Annotated in this window: 16 protein-coding genes; 7 read left to right on the top strand and 9 right to left on the bottom strand. The window is 70.2% G+C overall.

The window, feature by feature from the left end; translation table 11 throughout:
• Window positions 1-315 precede the first annotated feature (315 nt).
• Complete coding sequence (locus ACYVD1_RS20170; protein WP_460775055.1) at window positions 316-1326, bottom strand: Lrp/AsnC family transcriptional regulator; 1011 nt, start codon at window positions 1324-1326, stop codon at window positions 316-318.
• A gap of 183 nt (window positions 1327-1509) precedes the next feature.
• Between ACYVD1_RS20170 and ACYVD1_RS20165 the strand changes: the two genes are divergently transcribed.
• The 3 genes from ACYVD1_RS20165 (at window position 1510) to ACYVD1_RS20155 (ending at window position 5819) form a co-directional block, all read left to right on the top strand.
• Window positions 1510-2778, top strand: a complete 1269-nt coding sequence (locus tag ACYVD1_RS20165) for a metal-dependent hydrolase family protein (RefSeq protein WP_460775053.1) — start codon at window positions 1510-1512, stop codon at window positions 2776-2778.
• A gap of 103 nt (window positions 2779-2881) precedes the next feature.
• The gene (locus tag ACYVD1_RS20160; RefSeq protein WP_460775050.1) at window positions 2882-4489 is read left to right on the top strand and encodes an AbgT family transporter; all 1608 of its coding nucleotides are present in this window, start codon (window positions 2882-2884) and stop codon (window positions 4487-4489) included.
• 91 nt (window positions 4490-4580) lie between these two features.
• On the top strand, window positions 4581-5819 hold the full coding sequence (locus tag ACYVD1_RS20155; protein WP_460775046.1) for a metal-dependent hydrolase family protein: 1239 nt from the start codon (window positions 4581-4583) through the stop codon (window positions 5817-5819).
• Window positions 5820-5903: 84 nt separating this feature from the next.
• Here the strand turns inward: ACYVD1_RS20155 and ACYVD1_RS20150 are convergent, their stop codons facing one another.
• Both ACYVD1_RS20150 and ACYVD1_RS20145 read right to left on the bottom strand, forming a co-directional pair.
• A complete protein-coding gene (locus tag ACYVD1_RS20150) occupies window positions 5904-6965 on the bottom strand; it encodes a 3-deoxy-7-phosphoheptulonate synthase (RefSeq protein ID WP_460775042.1) in 1062 nt (353 codons plus the stop codon).
• Window positions 6966-7173: 208 nt separating this feature from the next.
• Window positions 7174-8889 carry an AMP-binding protein gene (locus ACYVD1_RS20145; RefSeq protein WP_460775039.1) on the bottom strand — a complete coding sequence of 572 codons (1716 nt, stop codon included), beginning with the start codon at window positions 8887-8889 and terminating at the stop codon, window positions 7174-7176.
• A gap of 189 nt (window positions 8890-9078) precedes the next feature.
• Here ACYVD1_RS20145 and ACYVD1_RS20140 point away from each other — a divergent pair, with 189 nt between their 5' ends.
• Both ACYVD1_RS20140 and pip read left to right on the top strand, forming a co-directional pair.
• Complete coding sequence (locus ACYVD1_RS20140; RefSeq protein WP_460775035.1) at window positions 9079-9963, top strand: DUF4429 domain-containing protein; 885 nt, start codon at window positions 9079-9081, stop codon at window positions 9961-9963.
• 102 nt (window positions 9964-10065) lie between these two features.
• Complete coding sequence (gene pip, locus ACYVD1_RS20135; RefSeq protein ID WP_460775031.1) at window positions 10066-11022, top strand: prolyl aminopeptidase; 957 nt, start codon at window positions 10066-10068, stop codon at window positions 11020-11022.
• 68 nt (window positions 11023-11090) lie between these two features.
• Here pip and ACYVD1_RS20130 read toward each other — a convergent pair whose 3' ends face one another.
• Window positions 11091-13142, bottom strand: coding sequence for a DUF4153 domain-containing protein (locus ACYVD1_RS20130; RefSeq protein ID WP_460775026.1), 2052 nt, complete (start codon window positions 13140-13142; stop codon window positions 11091-11093).
• A gap of 214 nt (window positions 13143-13356) precedes the next feature.
• On the opposite strand from ACYVD1_RS20130, the gene ACYVD1_RS20125 reads away from it, so the two are divergent.
• Window positions 13357-13548 carry a ferredoxin gene (locus tag ACYVD1_RS20125; protein WP_460761763.1) on the top strand — a complete coding sequence of 64 codons (192 nt, stop codon included), beginning with the start codon at window positions 13357-13359 and terminating at the stop codon, window positions 13546-13548.
• Here ACYVD1_RS20125 and ACYVD1_RS20120 read toward each other — a convergent pair.
• Window positions 13532-14797 (bottom strand): NAD(P)/FAD-dependent oxidoreductase, encoded by a 1266-nt coding sequence (locus tag ACYVD1_RS20120; protein ID WP_460775022.1) that lies wholly within the window; start codon window positions 14795-14797, stop codon window positions 13532-13534. The two genes, ACYVD1_RS20125 and ACYVD1_RS20120, sit on opposite strands and share 17 nt — an antisense overlap.
• Before the next feature lie 54 nt (window positions 14798-14851).
• Window positions 14852-15862: an asparaginase gene (locus ACYVD1_RS20115; RefSeq protein ID WP_460775020.1), complete on the bottom strand. Its 1011-nt coding sequence runs from the start codon at window positions 15860-15862 to the stop codon at window positions 14852-14854.
• A 192-nt stretch (window positions 15863-16054) separates the two neighbouring features.
• Here ACYVD1_RS20115 and ACYVD1_RS20110 point away from each other — a divergent pair, with 192 nt between their 5' ends.
• On the top strand, window positions 16055-16978 hold the full coding sequence (locus ACYVD1_RS20110; protein WP_460775017.1) for a 3'-5' exonuclease: 924 nt from the start codon (window positions 16055-16057) through the stop codon (window positions 16976-16978).
• Window positions 16979-17032: 54 nt separating this feature from the next.
• Here ACYVD1_RS20110 and ACYVD1_RS20105 read toward each other — a convergent pair whose 3' ends face one another.
• The 3 genes from ACYVD1_RS20105 to ACYVD1_RS20095 all read right to left on the bottom strand — a co-directional run bounded on the left by ACYVD1_RS20105 (window position 17033) and on the right by ACYVD1_RS20095 (window position 19094).
• The gene (locus ACYVD1_RS20105) at window positions 17033-17287 is read right to left on the bottom strand and encodes a hypothetical protein (RefSeq protein WP_460775015.1); all 255 of its coding nucleotides are present in this window, start codon (window positions 17285-17287) and stop codon (window positions 17033-17035) included.
• 375 nt (window positions 17288-17662) lie between these two features.
• Window positions 17663-18322 (bottom strand): TetR/AcrR family transcriptional regulator, encoded by a 660-nt coding sequence (locus tag ACYVD1_RS20100; RefSeq protein ID WP_460775013.1) that lies wholly within the window; start codon window positions 18320-18322, stop codon window positions 17663-17665.
• 94 nt (window positions 18323-18416) lie between these two features.
• Window positions 18417-19094, bottom strand: a complete 678-nt coding sequence (locus tag ACYVD1_RS20095) for a biliverdin-producing heme oxygenase (RefSeq protein WP_460775010.1) — start codon at window positions 19092-19094, stop codon at window positions 18417-18419.
• Window positions 19095-19532: the final 438 nt, after the last annotated feature.

Here is a 19532-nt window from a genome sequence, read left to right as displayed (position 1 = left end):
CTGCGTTTTATCGGAGGTCCCGTTGTTTTGTCATGGGTGCAGGGGTGTGGTGTTACGGACTTGACATCGGGCCCGGAGCGCTAACTACGCGGTCTTGGCGCGAAGCGCTCGATGGCGACGACCTTGAGGCGCGCAGCGGAGACGGCCACAATCGGGCGGCGGGAAAGGAGGCAACCCCAACCCAGAGAGGCAACCCCAACCCCCCAACCCCCAACCCCCCAACCCCCAACCCCGCCCGGCGCAGGGGAGACGAATCCAGCGCTGGGAACAGGATCATGCGCTGGGAGATGTACCCGGCTGGCAGGGGTACCCGGCTTAGCGGAGCTGGACCGGGACCGAGCGTACGAAGCGCTGCTCGGCGTCGGTCACCCCGCCCATGAACTTGAAGGTCCGCAGGGTCATCCGCCGGTCGGCGATGCGCAGTCCGGGCAGCTCCTCCAGCAGCCGCCGCTCCACGCGGGTGAGGTCCGGGGCATCGCGCAGCCAGAGGATGAACAGGGTGTTCTCGGGCCCGGCGATGGTGGTGCACAGCCGTACCTCGGGGATGCGTTCGCCCAGGTCGGGCACGCCGTCGAGGACTTGGGGGTCGAGGGATCCCCACAGGGTGGCGGCGCTCGGCCACCCCATGTGTACTCGGGAGATGTCGCAGCGCAGCCCCAGGAGGCCGTTGCGCAGCAGCCGGTTGATGCGGCGCGCGGCGGTGGTGGGCGCGACGTCCAGCCGTTCGGCGATGGTCTGGTAGCCGAGCCGTGCGTCTGCGCACAGCAGGTCGACGATGCTCTGGTCCAGCTCGGTCACCCGCTCGTTGCCTACCGGGTCGCGCCGGGTGGGGGAGAGGGCGCGCAACCGGCGGCGCTGATCGGGTGACAGGGCCCGGACCTGCCACAGGTAGGCCTCTCGGGGCACCTCCGTGACCACGTGCACCCGGTACGACACGACGTCCGGGATACCACCCACCCAGTTGAGCAGGTAGTCGGCCAGGCCGTCTCCGGGGACGACCGTGAGCATGAGCTGGTGGGAGCCGGCGACGAACTGGATGCTGAGGGTGTCGCGGTCCTCGGCGAGGACGGCGGCGACCCGCTCCACCGTGCCGTTGCGGCAGCTCAGCTCCACGTAGCTCAGGTGCCGCCGGGCCATCACTCGTCGGCGGGGGAAGGCGGCGATGCGGGCCAGCCCGTTGTCCTCCAGGCGCTTCCACCGTCGGGCGAGGGTGGTGGCGTCCGCGTCCAGAATCGGCCCGAGCTCGGCCCACGTGGCCCTTGGCGCCAGCTGGAGCGCGTTGATCAGGGTCAGGTCGAACTCGTTCGGGGTGCTCGATTCCGGCAACGTCCGCCCCCTCACTGCTGTTTTCCGGCGATCGGTGCAGGTTACCCGTACTCCCGAATAGGTTTCCGCAATACCACTGAGGCAGCCCTGAACTGCGTGTTTCTGTTGGATTGCGTGCCCGTTCACCAACGGTTCCGGACGGCGGAGCCGGGCAGCGGGGCGCTGAGGAAGAAGGTGACGTCGATGACCTCGGTAGAGAGGACCCTCGTGGTCCGTGACGGGACCGTGGTGGACGGGACCGGCTCCGGCCCCCGTGAGCACTGGACCGTCGTGGCGCGCGACGGCCGGATCGACTGGGTCGGTCCCGCCGACCGCGCGCCGCACGTCAGCGGACCCCACAGGGAGGTCGACGCGGCCGGAAGCACGGTCCTCCCGGGGTTCGTCGACACCCACGTGCACCTGACCATGTCGGGCGACGGCATGAACCCCGCCGACCTGCTCCACCAGCCGCCGCACTACGGCTACTTCACCGCGATCCCGCGCCTGAAGGCCACGCTCGACGCCGGGATCACCAGCGTCCGCGACCTGGCGGGGCTGGACCAGGCCGTGGTTCAGGCCGTCGAGGAGGGGATCGTCCCCGGTCCCCGGCTCACCACCGCCTACCGGGCGCTCGGCCCTACCGGCGGGCACGGCGACTTCCGGACCTGTTGCGGGTTCGACTTCGGCACCGTTCTCGGCCCCGACGGTGCGCTCTCAGTCAACACCGACGGCCCGGCCGAGGCGCTGCGCGCCACCCGCGAGGTCATGCGCAAGGGCGCCAAGGTCATCAAGGTGATGGCCAGTGGCGGTGTGTGGAGCCCCCAGGACACCCCGTGGCACGACGGCCTCAACATCGAGGAGATGTCCGTGATCGTGCGTGAGGCCGCCGCCCACGACATCACGGTGGCCGCGCACGCCCAGAGCGCCCGCAGTATCCGCAACGCCCTCACCGCCGGGGTCACCAGCATCGAGCACGGCTACGAGATCGACGAGCAGGGCATCGAACTGATGCTGGCCGGCGGCGCCTACCTCGTCCCCACCCTGGCGACCGCCACCACCCCGCCCGACCCCGCCAAGTCGGCCGACTACGCGGTCGCCAAGAAGCTCAAGCTCCAGGAGCACCTGAGCGAGAACATCACCGCCGCGATCCGCGCGGGTGTCCGCGTCGCCCTGGGCACGGACTCCGGTATCTGCCGACACGGCCGCAACCTGCGCGAACTCGAACTGCTCGTCGAGCACGGCATGAGCCCCATGGGAGCACTGCTCGCCGGGACCCGGGACGCCGCCGCGCTCCTCGGCCGGTCCGAGGACATCGGCACCCTCGAACCCGGCAAGCGCGCCGACGTCGTCGTCTGCGCGGGTGACCCCCTCACCGACATCACCGTTCCGGGCGATCCCGACAACATCACCGCCGTGGTCAAGGACGGTGTGGTCCACAAGGACACCACCGGCGTCCGCGGCACCGCGTGCTGATCCCCGAGTTCAGCCGAACCCCGTGGTCAGCTGAGGCCCGCAGCCCAGAAGCCCAGAAGCCCACGACCGTCCTCAACCCTCCTTACTCCCCAGAGGTGGATCCATGAGCACCAAGCGCTCCGACACAGGCGGGCACGGTGGCGGCCCCGGCACACCGCGCCCCGGATTCTTCGCCCGCACGATCGACGGAATCGAACGGGCCGGCAACAGGATTCCCGACCCGTTCATCCTCTTCCTGCTGCTCTTCGCGGTCGTGGCCGTGGCCTCCACGATCATGTCCGCGGTCGGTACCACCTATGAGGTGCCCGGTGGCGAGGAGGGCGAGCAGTCCATCAACAGCTTCTTCACCGCGGAGGGGCTGACCTGGCTCACCACCAACCTGGTCGACAACTTCATCGGGTTCCCGCCTCTGGGCGTGGTGCTCACGGTTCTGCTCGGCGTCGGTCTGGCACAGCGCACCGGACTGCTCAACGCCCTGGTCCGTAAGGCCTTCGGCGGCGCCCCGAAGTGGTTGCTCCCCTACGTCGTGGCGCTCGTCGCGGTCGCGGGCAGCATCATGAGCGACGCCGCCATGGTGGTCGTCCCGCCGTTGGCCGCGATGGTCTTCAAGGCAGCGGGCCGCCACCCGGTCGCCGGTCTGCTCGGCGGGTTCGCGGTCGCCACCGCGGCGTTCAGCTGCAGTCCCTTCATCACCAGTACCGACGCCCTGCTGTCCGGCATCACCCAGACCGCGGCGGCTTCGGTGGAGCTCGGCACCACGGTCACCCCGGTCTCCAACCACTTCCTTACCCTCACCATCGCCGTCTTGCTCAGTTTCCTGGGAGGCCTGCTCATCGACAGGGTTCTCGAGCCCTCCCTGGAGCGCAGAGGGGTCAGCCGCGAACAGGTCGCCATGGAGGACGTCCGAGAGGAGGCGGACCGGCCCGACCTGAAGATGGACCCGGTACTGACCCGGTCGGAGAAGCTGGGTCTGCGCTGGTCCGGAGTAGCGCTACTGTTCACCGTCGTCGCGGTGTTGCTGGTGACCCTGCCTGCGGGTGCACCCATGCGAAACGAGGACGGTGCCTTCCTGCCGGAGTCCCCGCTGCTCAGTTCGGTGGTCTTCCTGGTCTTCCTGACCCTGGCCGTTCCCGCGGTCGTCTACGGACTGGTCACCCGGTCCATCTCACGGGGCTCCGACATCGCCCGCATGATGGGCCACTCCATCAAGGAGATGTCCGGGTTCATCGTTCTGGCCTTCGTGATGGCGCAGTTCCTGGAGCTGTTCAACTGGACCGGTGTGTCCACCTGGATCGCGATCAAGGGCTCGGAAGGTCTGGAGGCCACCGGATTCACCGGCTTCGGCGCGATCCTGTGCTTCATCCTGCTGGCTTTCCTGATCAACCTCTTCATCATCTCCGGCTCCGCGCAGTGGGCCCTGTTCGCCGCGGTGTTCGTGCCGATGTTCGCGCTCGTCGGATACGAACCCGGGTTCGTGCAGGCGGCCTTCCGTATCGGCGACTCCACCTCGAACGTGCTGTCCCCGCTCAGCCCCTACGTGGTGATCATCCTCGGTTTCCTGCGACAGTACGAGCCCAAGGCCGGCATCGGTACGGTCATCGCGCGTGCGCTGCCCTTCTCGATGGCATTCCTCGTCCTCTGGACGATCGTTCTTGCGGTGTTCTACCTCGCGGGCCTGCCCGTCGGCCCGGGTATGTACTCGCACATCTAGTCCACCCGACCACCAATAGTCCACCCGACCACCAAGCCGTCGGCTCGCACCCGGGCCGCCGGAACGCACACCGACACGAGGAGTCAACCCCATGACCGGCGCCAGGACCCTGTACCGGGACCTCACCCTCATCGACGGCACCGGGGCCGCCCCGGTCGCTGACGCCGCCGTGCTGGTCGAGGACGGCGTCATCGGCTACGCGGGACCCGCCGCCGACGCGCCCGCCGCGGGGCCCGAAGTCACCGTGGAGAGCCTGGGAGGGCGCACCCTCCTCCCCGGGTTCGTCGACACCCACGTGCACTTCGGCTTCGCCGACGGCCGGGCCCTGGCCAGCAACAACGCTGAGATCTCCCGCAGCCTGCACGCCTTCGAGTCGGCCGAGCGCATGCGCACCACCCTGGAAGCGGGCGTGACCAGCGCCCGGGACTTGGGCGGGGCCGACGCCGGGTTCCGTATCGCCCAGGAACGCGGCCTGATCCGGGGGCCGCGCCTGAGCATGGCGCTGCGCCTGGTGAGCCACACCGGCGGGCACGCCGACTTCACGCTGCCCTCGGGGACCAACGCGCACGACTGCGAGCACACGGCGGCGGAGATCGCCGACTCCCCGCAGGAGGTCCGGGTGTCCGCGCGGCGGCTCGTCCGGGACGGAGCCGACGTGATCAAGGTGTGCGCGACGGGCGGGCTCTCCAGCCCTTCCGACGGGCCCACCGACGAGGGGGTCACCGAGGAGGAAATCGCCGTGATCGTCGCGGAGACCGCCAAGCACGGCGGCCGGCCGGTCGCCGCGCACGCGCAGGGCGCGGCCGGGATCAGGAACGCGGTGCGCGGCGGGGTGACCAGCATCGAGCATGGCTACCTGATCGACGACGAGGGCATCGACCTGATGCTGGAGCGCGGCACGTTCCTGGTGCCGACCCTGACCACGTTCGACTTCGAGGACCGCGTCCACTTGATGTCGAAGAAGGCGATCGACACCAAGCGGGCTCTGGCTGAGGAGACCTACCGGCGGATCTCGCACGCGGTGGCCCGCGGGGTGCGCGTGGCGATGGGTACCGACGCGGGGATCTCCGAACACGGCCGCAACCTGCGTGAGCTCGCGCAGATGGTGTCCGTCGGGCTCTCCCCCATAGCGGCGATCGTTGCGGGCACCGGCAACGCCGCGGAGCTGGTGGGCGCGGCCGACCGGGTCGGCACGGTCGAGGCCGGAAAGCTCGCCGACCTGGTGGTGTGCGAAGGCGACCCGCTCGCCGACATCGCACTGCTCGGCGAGCGGGACAACGTCACCCTGGTCGTCCAGGGCGGCGAGGTCGTCAAGGACACCCGCGGCTGATCCGCCGGGAGGCTTCCGGCCCGGTGGGCACAGCGTGGGGCCCGACGCGAAAACAGCGTCAGGCCCCACGGCGTCCGGTGTGCCTCAGGCGGCGTTCTTGCGGCGCTGGCGCACGGCGTCGGCGAGGTTGGCGAGCACGCCCTCGGTGGTGTCCCAACCCATGCACTTGTCGGTGATGGACTGGCCGTAGGTGAGTTCGGCCGGGTCGCCGAGCTTCTGGGCGCCCTCTTCGAGGTAGCTCTCCAGCATGACGCCGGTGATGCCCTTCTGGCCCTCGGCGACCTGGGCGGCGATGCCCTGGGCGACCGCCACCTGGCGGACGTGGTCCTTGCCGCTGTTGGCGTGGCTGGCGTCGATCATCAGGCGGCGCGGCAGCTTGGCGCCCTCGATGACGTCCAGGGCGGAGCCCACCGACGCGGCGTCGTGGTTGGGGCCGCTGCGCCCGCCGCGCAGGATGACGTGGCAGTCCGGGTTGCCTTCGGTGACCACGACCGAACCCGCTCCGGCGGGGTCCACGCCGAAGAAGGTGTGGGAGGCGGCAGCCGCGCCCACGGCGTCCACGGCCACCTGGACGTCGCCGTCGGTGCCGTTCTTGAAGCCGACCGGGGTGCTCAGGCCGCTGCTGAGCTGGCGGTGCACCTGGCTTTCGGTGGTGCGGGCGCCGATCGCACCCCAGGACACCGCGTCGGCGATGTACTGCGGGGTGATCGGGTCGAGGAACTCGGTGCCCGCGGGCAGCCCCAGGGAGTTGATGTCGAGCAGCAGCTTGCGGGCGGTGCGCAGGCCGCGGTGCACGTCGTAGGTGTCGTCCAGGCCGGGGTCGTTGATCAGACCCTTCCAGCCCACCGTGGTGCGGGGCTTCTCGAAGTACACGCGCATGACCACGCACAGCTCGTCGCTGACCGACGGGATCAGGTCCCGGAGGCGGCGGGCGTAGTCCAGGGCGGACTCGGGGTCGTGCACGGAGCAGGGGCCGACCACGACCAGGAGGCGGTCGTCCTCGCCGTCCAGGACGCGCTTGACCTCGTTGCGCGAGTTCTCCACCAGAGCAGTGCTCTCGGGGCTCATCGGCAGCTCGGAGAGCAGGTCCTGGGGTGCGATGAGCGGCCTGTAGCTCGCCACCCGCGTGTCGTTCGTGCTCGTCATCGTCTCCCCTAGGTCCCGTCAAGTTGTTCGTGTGGCATCAAAACCGTAGCGCGGCCGGGCACGCTCGAAGCGTTCGCGTCGGCATTTCGACGGGGCACGGGTGATGGGAAAAGCCACACCGGAGCATTGCCGCAGAGAACGTCTCATCCTGTGAGACGAAAATTGTGTGGTGGCCATTCCCGCCGAGGGTCCTGCCGGGATCGAGGGGTCAGTCCTTCAACCCGGGGAGGTCGTCCTCCCAGAACTCGCGCGGGTTGCGCGTGCCGTCGGTAACCGTGCCGCGTTCGGCCTCGGCCTGCCGCAGCTGTACACGTCGGATCTTACCCGAGGCGGTCTTGGGTAGCTCGGTGAACTCCAGACGGCGGACCCTCTTGTGCGGGGACAGTCGTTCGCGCGCGTACGCCAGGACGGCCCGCGCGCTCTCGCTGTCGGGGGCCGCGCCCTCGACCAGCGCCACGTACGCCTTGGCGACCGCCAGGCGCAGCGGATCGGGGGAGGGGACGACCGCCGCCTCGGCCACGAATTCGTGTTCCAGAAGAACACTTTCCAGTTCAAATGGTGAGATCCGGTAATCGGAGGCTTTGAACACATCGTCGATCCGGCCGATATAGGTAATGTAGCCGCGAGAATCCCGGGTGGCGATGTCACCCGTGCGGTAGAGGCCCTTGCGGGTCGCCTCGCGCGTGCGCTCGGGATTGTCCGAGTACCCCCGCATCGCGCCCACGGGCTCGTTGGCTAGGTCCACACAGATCTGCCCCGTGTCCGCACGCTCCTCGGTGACCGGATCCGCGAGGACGATGTCGTAGCCGGGCATCGGGCGCCCCATGGAACCCGGGACGACCTCCTGTCCGGGGCCGTTGCCGATGAGCAGCGTCGTCTCGGTCTGCCCGAACCCGTCGCGGACGGTCAGCCCCCACGCCTCCCGGATCCGCTCCACGATCTCCGGGTTGAGGGGCTCGCCCGCGGCCAGCACCTCGCGCAGCCCCACCTCCCACCGGCCCGGGTCGGCCTGGACGAGCATCCGCCAGACCGTCGGCGGCGCGCACATGGTGTTGGTACCGCAGCGCACCACCGCGTCCAGCAGGAAGGCGGGGTCGAAGCGCTCCTGGTTGACCACGAGCACCGTGGCCTCGGCGTTCCACGGCCCGAACACGCTGCTGTACGCGTGCTTGCCCCAGCCGGGAGCGGAGATGTTCAGGTGCACGTCTCCGGGCTGGACCCCGAGCCAGTACATGGTGGACAGGTGCCCGATCGGGTACGAACTCTGCGTGTGCGTGACCAGCTTGGGCCGCGAGGTCGTGCCGGAGGTGAAGTACAGCAGGAGGGGGTCCTCGGGTCCCGTGCTATGCGGCTGGTGGAAGTCCAGACCCGCGTGCTCGGAATCGGGGTAGCTGAGCCACCCGTCCATGTATCCCACGCAGATGCGTGTCCAGTGGCCCTTCAAGTGCTCGAACCGCTCGGTCTCGGTGGGGGAGCAGATGACGTGGGCGACGTCGCCCCGATCCAGCCGGTCCACCAGGTCGCCCTCGGACAGGTTGGTCGCGGTCGGCGTGATGACGGCGCCGAGCTTGATCGCGGCCAGCATCGTCTCCCACAGCTCGATCTGGTTGCCGAGCATGAGCATGATCCGGTCGCCCGGGTGCACGCCCTGACCGATCAGCCAGTTCGCGACCTGGTTGGAGCGCTCGGACAGCTCCCGGTAGGTGTGGTGGGCTTCGGTGCCGTCGCTCTCCACCAGCCACACCGCGGTCCGGTCGGGGCGGGAGGCGGCCACCAGGTCGAAGTGGTCCAGGGCCCAGTTGAACCGCTCCGGCCGGGGCCAGTCGAACTCCCGGCGGGCGGTCTCCTGGTCCTCTCGGTGCTTGAGGAGCAGGTCCCGTGCGGCGCGGAACTCCCGTGCTCCCTCGGACAGCTCTTTCGACATCGAAGACCTCCGGTTCGGGGGCGGGGCGCCGAGCGCGCCGCCCACGGGCCCCCACCACGAGAGGGCGGCGGGACGGGGTGTGCCTCTGCGGTTCTACCCGTTCCGGGGCGCCTCGACCCCTGGCCGCGCGCCAGGGCGCGGCCCGCGGGGTTACTCCGGGGGCTGCGTGTCCGTCTAGGATGATGATCCATGGAGGAACTGCACGGACACCACGGGATCTGGCGTTTCGACGACGAGACGGTGCGCTTCACCTTCGGGGTCGGACGCAGGGTTCCCGCCCTGCTCAAGGCCCTCGGCCAGTGCTCCGTGCCGCTGGCTGCCGTGCGCGACGTGGAGTTCGACCCCGGTGACCGCAAGCACGGGTGGCGGCTCCGGCTTCACTTGATGGACGGGGCCGACCCCTACGTGCGCTTGGTGACGACGGGTGTCGCCACCACCCCCACACCTCTGGTGCTGACCGGGCCGCACGACCGGGAGCTGGTTGCCGAGTACCACGCCGACCGGATCGCCGAGTCCGCACGTTACGCCCGCGAGACCCTCGATGCTCCGCCCGGCCCGGAACAGGTCGCCCAGGGGTTGGTGGCGAGGCTGCCGGTCCAGGCCCGCACCGGAGAGGGCTCGGCCACCTTCGACGGAAAGAACGTGCGGTTCCAATGGGACGGCTGGATGGCGAGCACCGCCAAGGGGCAGGAGGAGTCCCGCGAGTTCCCGCTCTCAGAGATCGAGTCCCTCCGGTGGAACCCGCCGGTCGACCTGACGGAGGGGTTCCTGCGTGTGGTCCTGCGGGGGGTGACCATTCCCGAGGCGGCCGACATCGAGAACGACTTCTTCACCCTCGCCTCGCACGGGACCAAGGGCAGTGAGCAGACACTCCTGATGGCGGCGACCGTCAACACCCACATCGGGCTGGCCGCGCACGCCGATTCCGAACCCGCCGCCCCCGCCGCCGCCCCCGCCGAGGACAGCGACGCGATCTTCACCAAGATCCGTGAGCTCGGACGCCTGCACGCCGAGGGCCTGCTCACCGACGACGAGTTCGGTACCAAGAAGGCCGAGCTCCTGGAACGGCTCTGACCCCGGCCCCACGGCGGCACTGAGCCCGGTTCCGGACCGGTTCCGGTTCCGTCCCGGTAGGACCATCTCGGAGACCAACCACAGCACGAAAGGGTCCACGCCTTGCGCACCTTGTACTCGCCCATCGAGCCGTACGACACGGGCATGCTCGACGTCGGCGACGGGCACCGCGTCTACTGGGAGCTGTGCGGCAACCCCGCGGGCAAACCCGTGGTGTTCCTGCACGGCGGCCCGGGCGGTGGCTGCACCCCCGACCACCGTCGGCTCTTCGATCCGGAGAAGTACCGCATCCTCCTGTTCGACCAGCGCAACTGCGGCCGCTCCACCCCGCACGCCAGCCGCATGGACGTCGACCTGTCCACCAACACCACCTGGGCGCTGGTCGAGGACATGGAACGCCTGCGCGAAATGATCGGTGCGGACGCCTGGCAGGTCTTCGGCGGCTCCTGGGGAAGCTGCCTCGCCCTGGCCTACGCCCAGAAGCACCCCGAGCGCGTCACCGAGCTGATCGTCCGGGGCATCTTCACCCTGCGCGAGCAGGAGCTGCGCTGGTTCTACCAGGAGGGCGCCTCGAACCTCTTCCCGGACCTGTGGGAGCACTACCTCGCCCCCATCCCGGAGGACGAGCGCGGCGACCTCATCTCCGCCTACGCCAGGCGCCTGGGTTCCTCGGACCGCGACGTGCGGCTGGAGGCCGCCCGGGCGTGGAGCGTGTGGGAGGGCTCGACGATCACCCTGCGGCCCAACCCGGCGCTGCGCGAACACCACGCGGACGAGGACTACGCGCTGGCCTTCGCCCGGATCGAGAACCACTACTTCCACAACAAGGGCTTCTTTACCCCGGAACAGCTCATCGAGGGCGCGGAGCGCATCCGCCACATTCCCGGCGTGATCATTCAGGGCCGCTACGACGTGTGCACCCCGGTGCGCACCGCCTATGACCTGCACCGCGCCTGGCCGGAGGCGGAGTTCCACATCGTCGACGACGCGGGCCACGCATTCAGCGAGCCCGGGATCCTCGACCGGCTCCTCGAGGCCACCGACCGCTTCGACGCGTAGCGGACCGGCACCACACGGACGAGGGCCCTGAGCGCTACGGGCCCTCGTGCGTGTCCTCCGGCGTGCCGCTAATAACCCCTGACGGTGAAGGAACAGGGGTTCTCGTCGCGGTCGGTCTGCAGATGGGCGTACTCCTCGTCGGACAGCAGCCCCCTGGCGCGCTCACGGGACAGGTTCAGCTCGGCGAGGGGGTCGGGCTCCGCAAGCCGGGCCCCGAGCCGCTCCATGGCGCAGGCCTGGTCGTCACCCTCGAGACCGAGCAGTCCCGGAACCGCGTCCGCGGACATTCCCTGCAGGTACCGGGTGTCGATGTCGGCGAGGTCGAGGTCGTGGTGGCTCTCGGCGACCCGCAGGTCGGGGTTGCTGTAGGCGAACACGGCCAGGGCCGCGGCCCCCACCGCGACCGTGACACGCGGCAGCCAACGGGCTGGACGGCCGAGTGTGTTCAGCACCCCCACCGCGATGACCAGCCCGAACACCAGCGCGCTCCACGCGATCCACGCTTCGGCCGTGGCCCGCATCCGGGTCAGTCCGAACACGTCGATGTACAGCTGGAGCCGCATCATGGCGGACGCCAGGATGACCAGGGTCAGGACGCACAGCACACCGAGCACGGCGTTGCGCAGCGAGCGGGTGCCCGAGGGGCGGTCCGGTACCAACCGCACCACCAGCGCCACCACACCCAATACGAGCAGACTTACCACCACCAGCTGGAAGAAGCCCTGGCGGGCGTACTCCGCGTACGTCATCCCGGCGACCCGCTGCACGTGGTCTTCACCGCCGAACATGGCGGTGGCCTGGACCACCAGGAAGGCAGTGAAGAGGACGGCCAGCGCACCGAGCGGGAAGCTCCACGCCCAGGTCGGCCACTTCTGGGCGGTCCACTCCGGCTTGGGCGCGGAGGCCGGGACGGGCTTGGGGTTCGGGTGGCGTCGGGTGGCCAGGACCGCGGCCCCGGTGAACAGCGTCACGAGCACCGCCCCGACCGGGTGCAGGGCGCTCACGTCGAAGGAGAACGAGGTGAACAGGTTCTCCACGTGGCTGGAGAAGACCGGGTCCGCGTAGGCGAACAGGGCTCCGAAGACCACCAGGAGGCCGAAGGTCGCACCCGCGGTGGCCAGTGCGGGCACGAAAGTCCGGTTCGACGCCTTCAGGCGGGCCAGAGGCCGGACCAGGAAGGCCGGGACGGCCGGGGCGTTGCGGAGCAGCGCCAGCGCCCCCGCTGCCACCGCGACGGGGCCCCGTCGCGCGGCGGGGTTGTGCACCGCGAAGGCCAGTGAGGCGAGGACGAACGAGCCGAGCAGGGTCCACACGAGGACCCAACCCGCGTCCCGCACGGCAGCGGTGGCCAGAAGGACCGCGGAGAGGACCCCGTAGACCGCCGACCACGCGTACCGGTAACGGTCGGTGTTCGGTCCGGGTTCGCGGTTGTCGGATTCCGGGCCCGCATCAGCGTCCCGGTCCTCGTTCGGGCCCGCGTCCGTGTCCGTGTCCGGGTCCCCGTCCGGCCCAGCGGCCGCGTCCTCGGTCTGAACTTCGTCCTTGGCCTGGTTCCGGTCCTCGACTTCTGGCTCTTCCGCGCCCTCGGATTCGGCTTGGTCCACGTCGCCGGTCCGGTCCTCACGGGCGTCCTCGGCCCGGTCCTCTTCCTCAGGGCCGGAGCCGTCGGCGGAGTCGGCGGTGGGTTCGGCGCCCTCGGGGATCGCCGGACGCACCAGCAGCGCGGTGAGCGCGGTCAGCCCGGCCACCACGCCGGTGATCACCAGCCCGAGCCCAGGTCGGCTGAGCGTGGCCAGGAACAGCGCCACCGTGCCGACACCGAGCACCGCCAGGGGCAGCCACACCGGTGCCTGCGGCAGCGGGGCCTTGGGCCGCGGGGGCCAGGGCCAAGGGGACAGCGGCTCCGCGTAGTGCGGTGGCGGTGTGTAGTGCTCCTGGAAGTACGGGTGTTCGCGCCAGTCCGTTTCGGGGTCCGCGGCCCACTGTTCGCCCCCTGGCCAACCTTCCCGCGCTTCGTCCGGTGCCTGGGCGCCGTCCGGTCCCTGCCGGTCCTCGTCGAACTGTTCCGCCGAGTCCGCCTGGTCCGCCACTTCTTGCCGGTCTATTCGGTAGCCGTCCATGCCACGCCTTCCCTGCTGTTCCCGCCGGGGGTGTCTGGCGGATACGACAGCGCAGGATCGGCCCCGGTTCGCCCGTTGGCCGGAAAATGTCGCGGGCGAACCGCTGCGGGGACGGCCGGGAACCCCCGTGGTTCGAGAGGTTCGGCCGACCCTTCATTAAGGTGGGGCCACCCGCAGACCCCAGGGCGACAGCCCTCGGACGAAAGAAGGCAGTATGCGAGTCGAGGTCGATTTCGACCAGTGTGAGAGCAACGCCCTGTGCATGGGGGTGGCCCCGGAGGTGTTCGAGGTGAGGGACGACGACTTCCTCTACCTTCTGACCGAGGAGCCCGGCGAGGAGCTCCACGAGCGCGTCCGCCAGGCGGAGCGCATGTGCCCCAAGGCCGCCATCACCGTGACTGAGTAACCTCTGCGGCGGCTAGGGCCTCATCCCAGGTGGTGGGGTTCTCGAGCAGGCCGCGGTAACGCATGGTGCGCGGGGTGGACCGCAGCCCAAGGACACCGGTGAGCATCCCCCCGCGCCCCAGGAACGCCACGAATTTTCGGTCCTCCGGTGACCCGTGCACGAAGGCGACCTGATCTGCGGGCGCACCCTGCCCCAGGAGCTGAACCTTTTTCTTGTACTGGTCGGACCAGAAATACGGCACAGGTGTGAAGGGCGTCCGCCCCGACCCGGCGAGCAGGTTGCGGGCGGCGGCCTCACCCTGTTCGCTCGCGTTGGTCCAGTGCTCCAGCCGGATCCGGCCGCCGTAGCGCGGGTGCGGCCAGTTGGCCAGGTCGCCGACCGCGTAGACGTCGGGCACGGAGGTGGCGGAGAACTCGTCGCACACCACCGCACCGTCGCCGAAGAGTTCGACTCCCGAACCGCGCAGCCATTCGGTGTTGAGGTGCACACCCACACCTGCCACCACCAGCGAGGCCTCTATCGCGGAGCCGTCCGCCAAGCGCACCCGCTCCACGCGGCCCGCGCCCTCGTACGCGGTCACACCCGCACCCAGGCGCACGTCCACGCCGTTCTCGCGGTGCAGGTCGGTGAGGACCTCCCCGATCCTGGGGTCGACCACCCTGGTCATCGGGGTGGCCGCGGCCTCGACCAGGGTGACCTCCATGCCCACCGCGCGGGCGCTCGCGGCGACCTCCGCGCCGACGAACCCGGCGCCGACCACCACCAGGTGTCCGCTGGACCCGAAGGCCGAGCGCACAGCCTCGGCGTCGTCCAAGGTCCGCAGGACGTGCACGCCGGCCAGGTCGGTCCCCGGGCGCCGGGCCCGCGCCCCCGTGGCAACGATCAGCCCGTCGTAGTGCAGTGCACCCTCACCGTCGGGCCCGGCCACGCGCAGCTCGCGGGCGGCCGGGTCCAGCCCGGCGGCCCGGGTGTTAGGACGGAAGTCCAGGTCGAGGTCGTCGATCACGGCGTCGTCGCGCAGCCGGAGGGCCCGGTGCCCGACCAACCAGCCGGGACCCCCGGGCGCGGGGTCCATCCCGACCCCGGTGAGGGCCTCCTTGGAGAGCGGGGGGCGCGAATACGGCCGGTGCGGTTCTTCACCGACCAGCGTCAGACGCCCCTCGAACCCGTGCTCGCGCAGGGCCTCCGCCGCGTGCAGCCCGGCCATGCCCGCTCCGGCGATGACGATCTCGTTCGGGGTATCCGACACCGTGCTTCCTCTTCCTCTTCCACTTCGACTGCGCACTCTGGCTTGTTCGCTGGCTCAGGGGACTGCTGGGCCCGCCGCGGGCGGCGTTCGGAGGCCCGAGTCCTCAACTGCGCGGACCTCGCCGACGGGTCGGCCGCCGCCCAGCACATCGGTGGTCAGGTACTCGCTGACCGGGGCGACGTCCACGCCGAGGGCTTGAAGGGCGGTGAGGGCCACGAGGACCCGCGAGCGCGTCTCGGCGTCCCCGTCGCCGATCTTGACGGCGACGGTTTCGCCCGTGGGCGCGTTCAGCACCAGGACGCCGTCCGCGCCGATTTTGGAGACCAGGCCGGGCAGGCGGGTCATCAGCACGGTGTCGATGCGGTCGGTGCCCGAGACGTACTCGGGGTGGGCGCTCATCGCCTCGATGACGGTCCGCTCGGGGCTGCCCTCGGGGGACTGGCGCATCCGCCGCACCCCTTCGGCCAGGCCGACCAGGCTCACGGCGAGCTGGGGCGCACCGCATCCGTCGACGGCGGTGTGCGCCACCCTCTCGCCGCACACGTCCTCAATGGTCTCGCGCACGAGCACCTGGAGGGGGTGTTCGGGGTCGAGGTAGTCGGCGGTGCTCCACCCCTGGGCAGCGCACGTGGCGAGCATGCCCGCGTGCTTGCCGGAGCAGTTCATGAGCAGGCGCTCCGGGGAGCGCCCGGCGGAGAGGAAGGCCTTGCGGGCCACGGGGCCGCCCGGGATGTCGGTCGGGCACTGGAGGTCGTCAGCGGTGAGGTCCGCGCCGGACAGGATGCTCTCTGCCTCGGCCGCGTGGAAGTCCTCGCCCCCGTGGCTGCCGGCGGCGATCGCCAGGGAGGTGCCCTTCAGGGGGGCTCCTGCGCGCAGCATGGCCAGCGCTTGGAAGGGCTTGGCGGAGGAGCGGGGGAACATGGCGTCGTGGACGGGCCCGCGCGCGTAGGAGATCGTGCCGTCGGCGGACAGCCCGACGACCGCTCCGTAGTGCACGCTCTCACGCATCCCGGAGCGGATGACCTCCGCGAGGGGGACGTAGCTGGGAAGCGGGACCTGGGTCATGGGGCATCTCCTCGCCGTTGAGGCCGTTGTACTCGCCCGCTGACTGCGGGCACGGATCAAAACGTACACACACCGTGCGTTCTTCCCGTCGGTAGGTGTGTGGTCCGACGTTGTCGGACACGGGCAGTAAGGTCGTTGCCGGTGGTGACAGCTGCCCGGAGACCGGGCGGAACACAGGGAGTGGGACGAACCATGGGAACGCTGCGGAAGGGCGCACTGACCCGGAGAAGGGTCGGCACGCGGGCGGCGGACCTGGAGTACGCGGTCATCGACGTCGAGACGACCGGTCTGGCACCGGAAGACGGCGCGCGGCTGGTCGAGATCGCCGTGGTGCGCGTGCGCGGCGACGGGAAGGTCGTGGCGGAGTTCAGCACCCTGGTGGACCCCCGGGCGCCCATCAGCGGCCAGGAGTTCCACGGCATCTCCGAGGGCGACGTCATCGGCGCCCCGCGCGTGGCGCAGGTCGTTCCCGCGGTCGCCCGGTTGATCTCCGGCGCGGTGGTGGCCGGCCACAACCTGGACTTCGAGGAGCGCTTCCTCGCCTCCGAGCTGGTGGCGGCGGGCCTGCCCAAGGGCCAGTCGGGGCTGTGCACTCTGAGGGCGCTGCGCTCCCAGCTCGACCTCCACCGGTACTCGCTGCCGCGCGCCTCCCACCTGCTCAGCGGGGAGTGGCCGACCGGCCAGCACACTGCCCTGGGCGACGCGCGCGCATGCGCCAAGCTGTTGGTGGAGATGATCGCGAACGCGCCCGGCGAGCTGCGCTACTCGGGGCCGCCGCCGCGTTTCCTCCAAGGCGACGTGCCGGAGGGCGAGCCGGTGCGCTGGAAACCGCGCACGACACCGAGCCCCGGCGGGTTGGCCAACCTGAGCAGCTGGAACGCACGCTGGCGGGCTACCGAGCTCGACGCGGTGCTGTGCGGGGGCGCCTTCGACGCCACGGACCGGGCGGTCGCGGAGATCACCGCGCACCGCAACTCCCAGCTGCGGGAGCGGGTGGCCGCGGTCGCCGCGGTCACCGGCGGTATCGCGGCCACGGCCGTGGGCAGCCTGTTGCTGCGCAGGGCGGGTGGGCGCGGCCGGGCAGTCGGCCCCAGGCGCCTTTGGTCCCGGTGGTGAACAGGCCCCGGAGGTGAACGGCCCTCGGCGCGGAAGCACCTCCGGAGCTGCCGGTCAGAGCCCGGACAGGCCGAGGAAGAACGCCACGATCAGCGCGCTACCGCCCACGGCGGTGAACACGGCGCGGCCCTGCTCGGTGAGCCGGGCGGAGACCAAGCGCAGCCGCGGCGGCGCGCCGGTGCGCTGTGCGGTGGCGACCCCGCCGCCCGATCGTGGTTCGTTCGGGGTTCCGGGGACGAAGCGGGGCACCTTGTTGAACATGGCGAGCGACACCAGGGCGGCGCCGACGGCGATCATGATGAGGGACACGTAGAGGAGGGCCTAACGGGGCTCGGTCACGGTCGGGTGGACTTAGGGCGTGTTCGGCGGACACTTACCCTGCTGCGCGTCGCCCCAGCGGCACTGTCACTGCGCATCTCTCAGTCGACAGCCGAACCCGGGCGGGCCCCCGCTGTGCGATGCTGCCGAGCTTGCGAGGCAGTGCACAGTAGGGGAACTCCTTCTTCGGCCTTGTGCCAGCACCACTGGATGCGCCGCTCGCGACGGGCAGCATCCACCGAACACGCCCTAGCCCGTGCGGGGTCGGGCAGAGCCGGTCGTTCCCTTGCCCCCTGCGTTCATGCGGGTCTCCGGTGACCGTTCCCGGTCAGATCCGGTTAGGGCCGGACCCTTATCGCCGAGGGTTCAGGGGCCACAACCCTGGGTGGTGTCGCTGTCGGGTTTGGGGAGGATGGTGTCCACGGTTTCGGGCGCCACCCCGAGTGCGCGGAGCACGAACCGGGTGACCAGCTCGTGGGTGTCGTTGACGTCGATGTCACCGTTCACGAGCGGCAGCCGCTGGGACCCCACCATGGACAGGGTGAGCCCCGCGACGCGTTCGGCGGGCAGCGGGTCGAACTCCCCGGCCCCGGTCCCCTCTTCCAGGATCTCGGTGAGCAGGCGCTGCATGGGGGCCACGTGCGCGGCTAGGGCCTGGTAGGCGTCCGGGCCCAGACTGGCGCCCAGCTCGGCGGCGGGCGGGTGCGGATGCGCGACGATGCCCTCCAGCTGGAGGCGCACGAAGGCTGACAGTCGCCGGGCCGCTGACACCCCCGAGGGGAGTTCGCGCTTGTACCGCTCGACGAACTCGCTGTTGACCTGCTCGGTGAAGGCCAGGAGCAGCGCGGGTTTGTCCGGGAAGTAGTTGTAGAGCGCGGTTCGGGTGATGCCCGCGGCGTTGGCCACGTCGGTCATGGAGACTCGGTCGATCCCCTGTGACCTGATCAGCTCGTCGACGGCGTCCATGATGCGGTCCCGTGTGCGGGCACGGTGAGCGGCGATGGTCGGAGCCGTGATCTTGGGCATGACTCCAATGGTGGCACGTCAAGGAGGCCCGAGCGGCACGCTGGACCTCCAGGGCCTGGGGTGCGGCCCGGCTTTGGGGAGGGCCGGGGCCGGCTCAGATGTGCCGCTTGCCGAGATCGGCCAGGACCTCGGTGTTGAGCTGGTACGCGAGGCGGGTCTCGCGGACGAGGAAGTCGGCGGTCGCCTCGTCGAGCCGGAGCGAGTCAAGGCGCTCGCGGTATCCGGAGCGGAACTTCGGCAGGCTGCCCAGGGCGCCGAAGTCGTAGAAGGCCACACCCGCGCCGTCGGGGAGGCCGTAGGCCTTGGCGGCGATCCGGCGGATGAACTGGCCGCCGGAGACGTCCCCCATGTAGCGGGTGTAGTGGTGGGCGACGAACCCGGCCGGCTGGTCGGCCATCTGCTCGATGCGTGCCACATAGGTCTTGGTGGGGAGGCTGGGGGAGATCCGGTCGCGCCACTCGGGGCCGAGCAGGTGTTCCAGGTCGGCCTCCAGCGCGGGTACGCGCTCGAGCTGGGGCTGGTGGAAGCGGCCCGCGGCGGGGTCGTCGACGAGTGCGCGGCCGACGCGCTCCAGTGCCACGTAGGCGAAGTAGTGCTGGGCGACCATCGCGGTGTATCCGGCGAGGGGGAGCTCGCCTTCGAGGAGGGCCTCGGTGAATCCGTGGTGCTCGGCGGCCTGGTGGCCACCCCAGGTGGCGGCCTTGAGCCGTTCGGAGAACAGCTGGGGGGCTGTGGGTTCCGCAGTCGTGACGGCTTCGGCCGTGGCGCTCATCGGCTCTCTCCACCTTCCGTTCGCCGGGCTTTATGACATCATGTCATTTAGGTGGTCGGTGCTGTCAAGGTGGATACGACACACTGTCATTTAAAAAGGGGCATAAGGCCCATTCGGGGTGCCCTGCGTCACAGGTTGCGTGTGTCCCCGCATGCGCACGCGCACGCTCTGACCACGTGTGCAACCGCCTGCCGCGCCGAGAGCACCGACCGGGCCGGGCTTTCCGACGCGCGCGCCAATAGGCGGTTCCACCCCCCGGCGTTGGATGTGTCTCGTCTTGACTGCTGGTCAACTGGTCGTCAGGGCGTTTATCGTTTGGTTGTCGTGCGGTCCGAAACGCCGGGAGGAGTCGAGGCGGCCGCCTCAGACCCCGGCATGACAGCGCGCCCCACGGACCCACGGACCTTGAGGCGATGAGTGGATACCAGGAGAACAGGG

The organism is Nocardiopsis nanhaiensis, from assembly GCF_054778635.1.
This window is presented reverse-complemented; position numbering and strand designations above follow the sequence as displayed.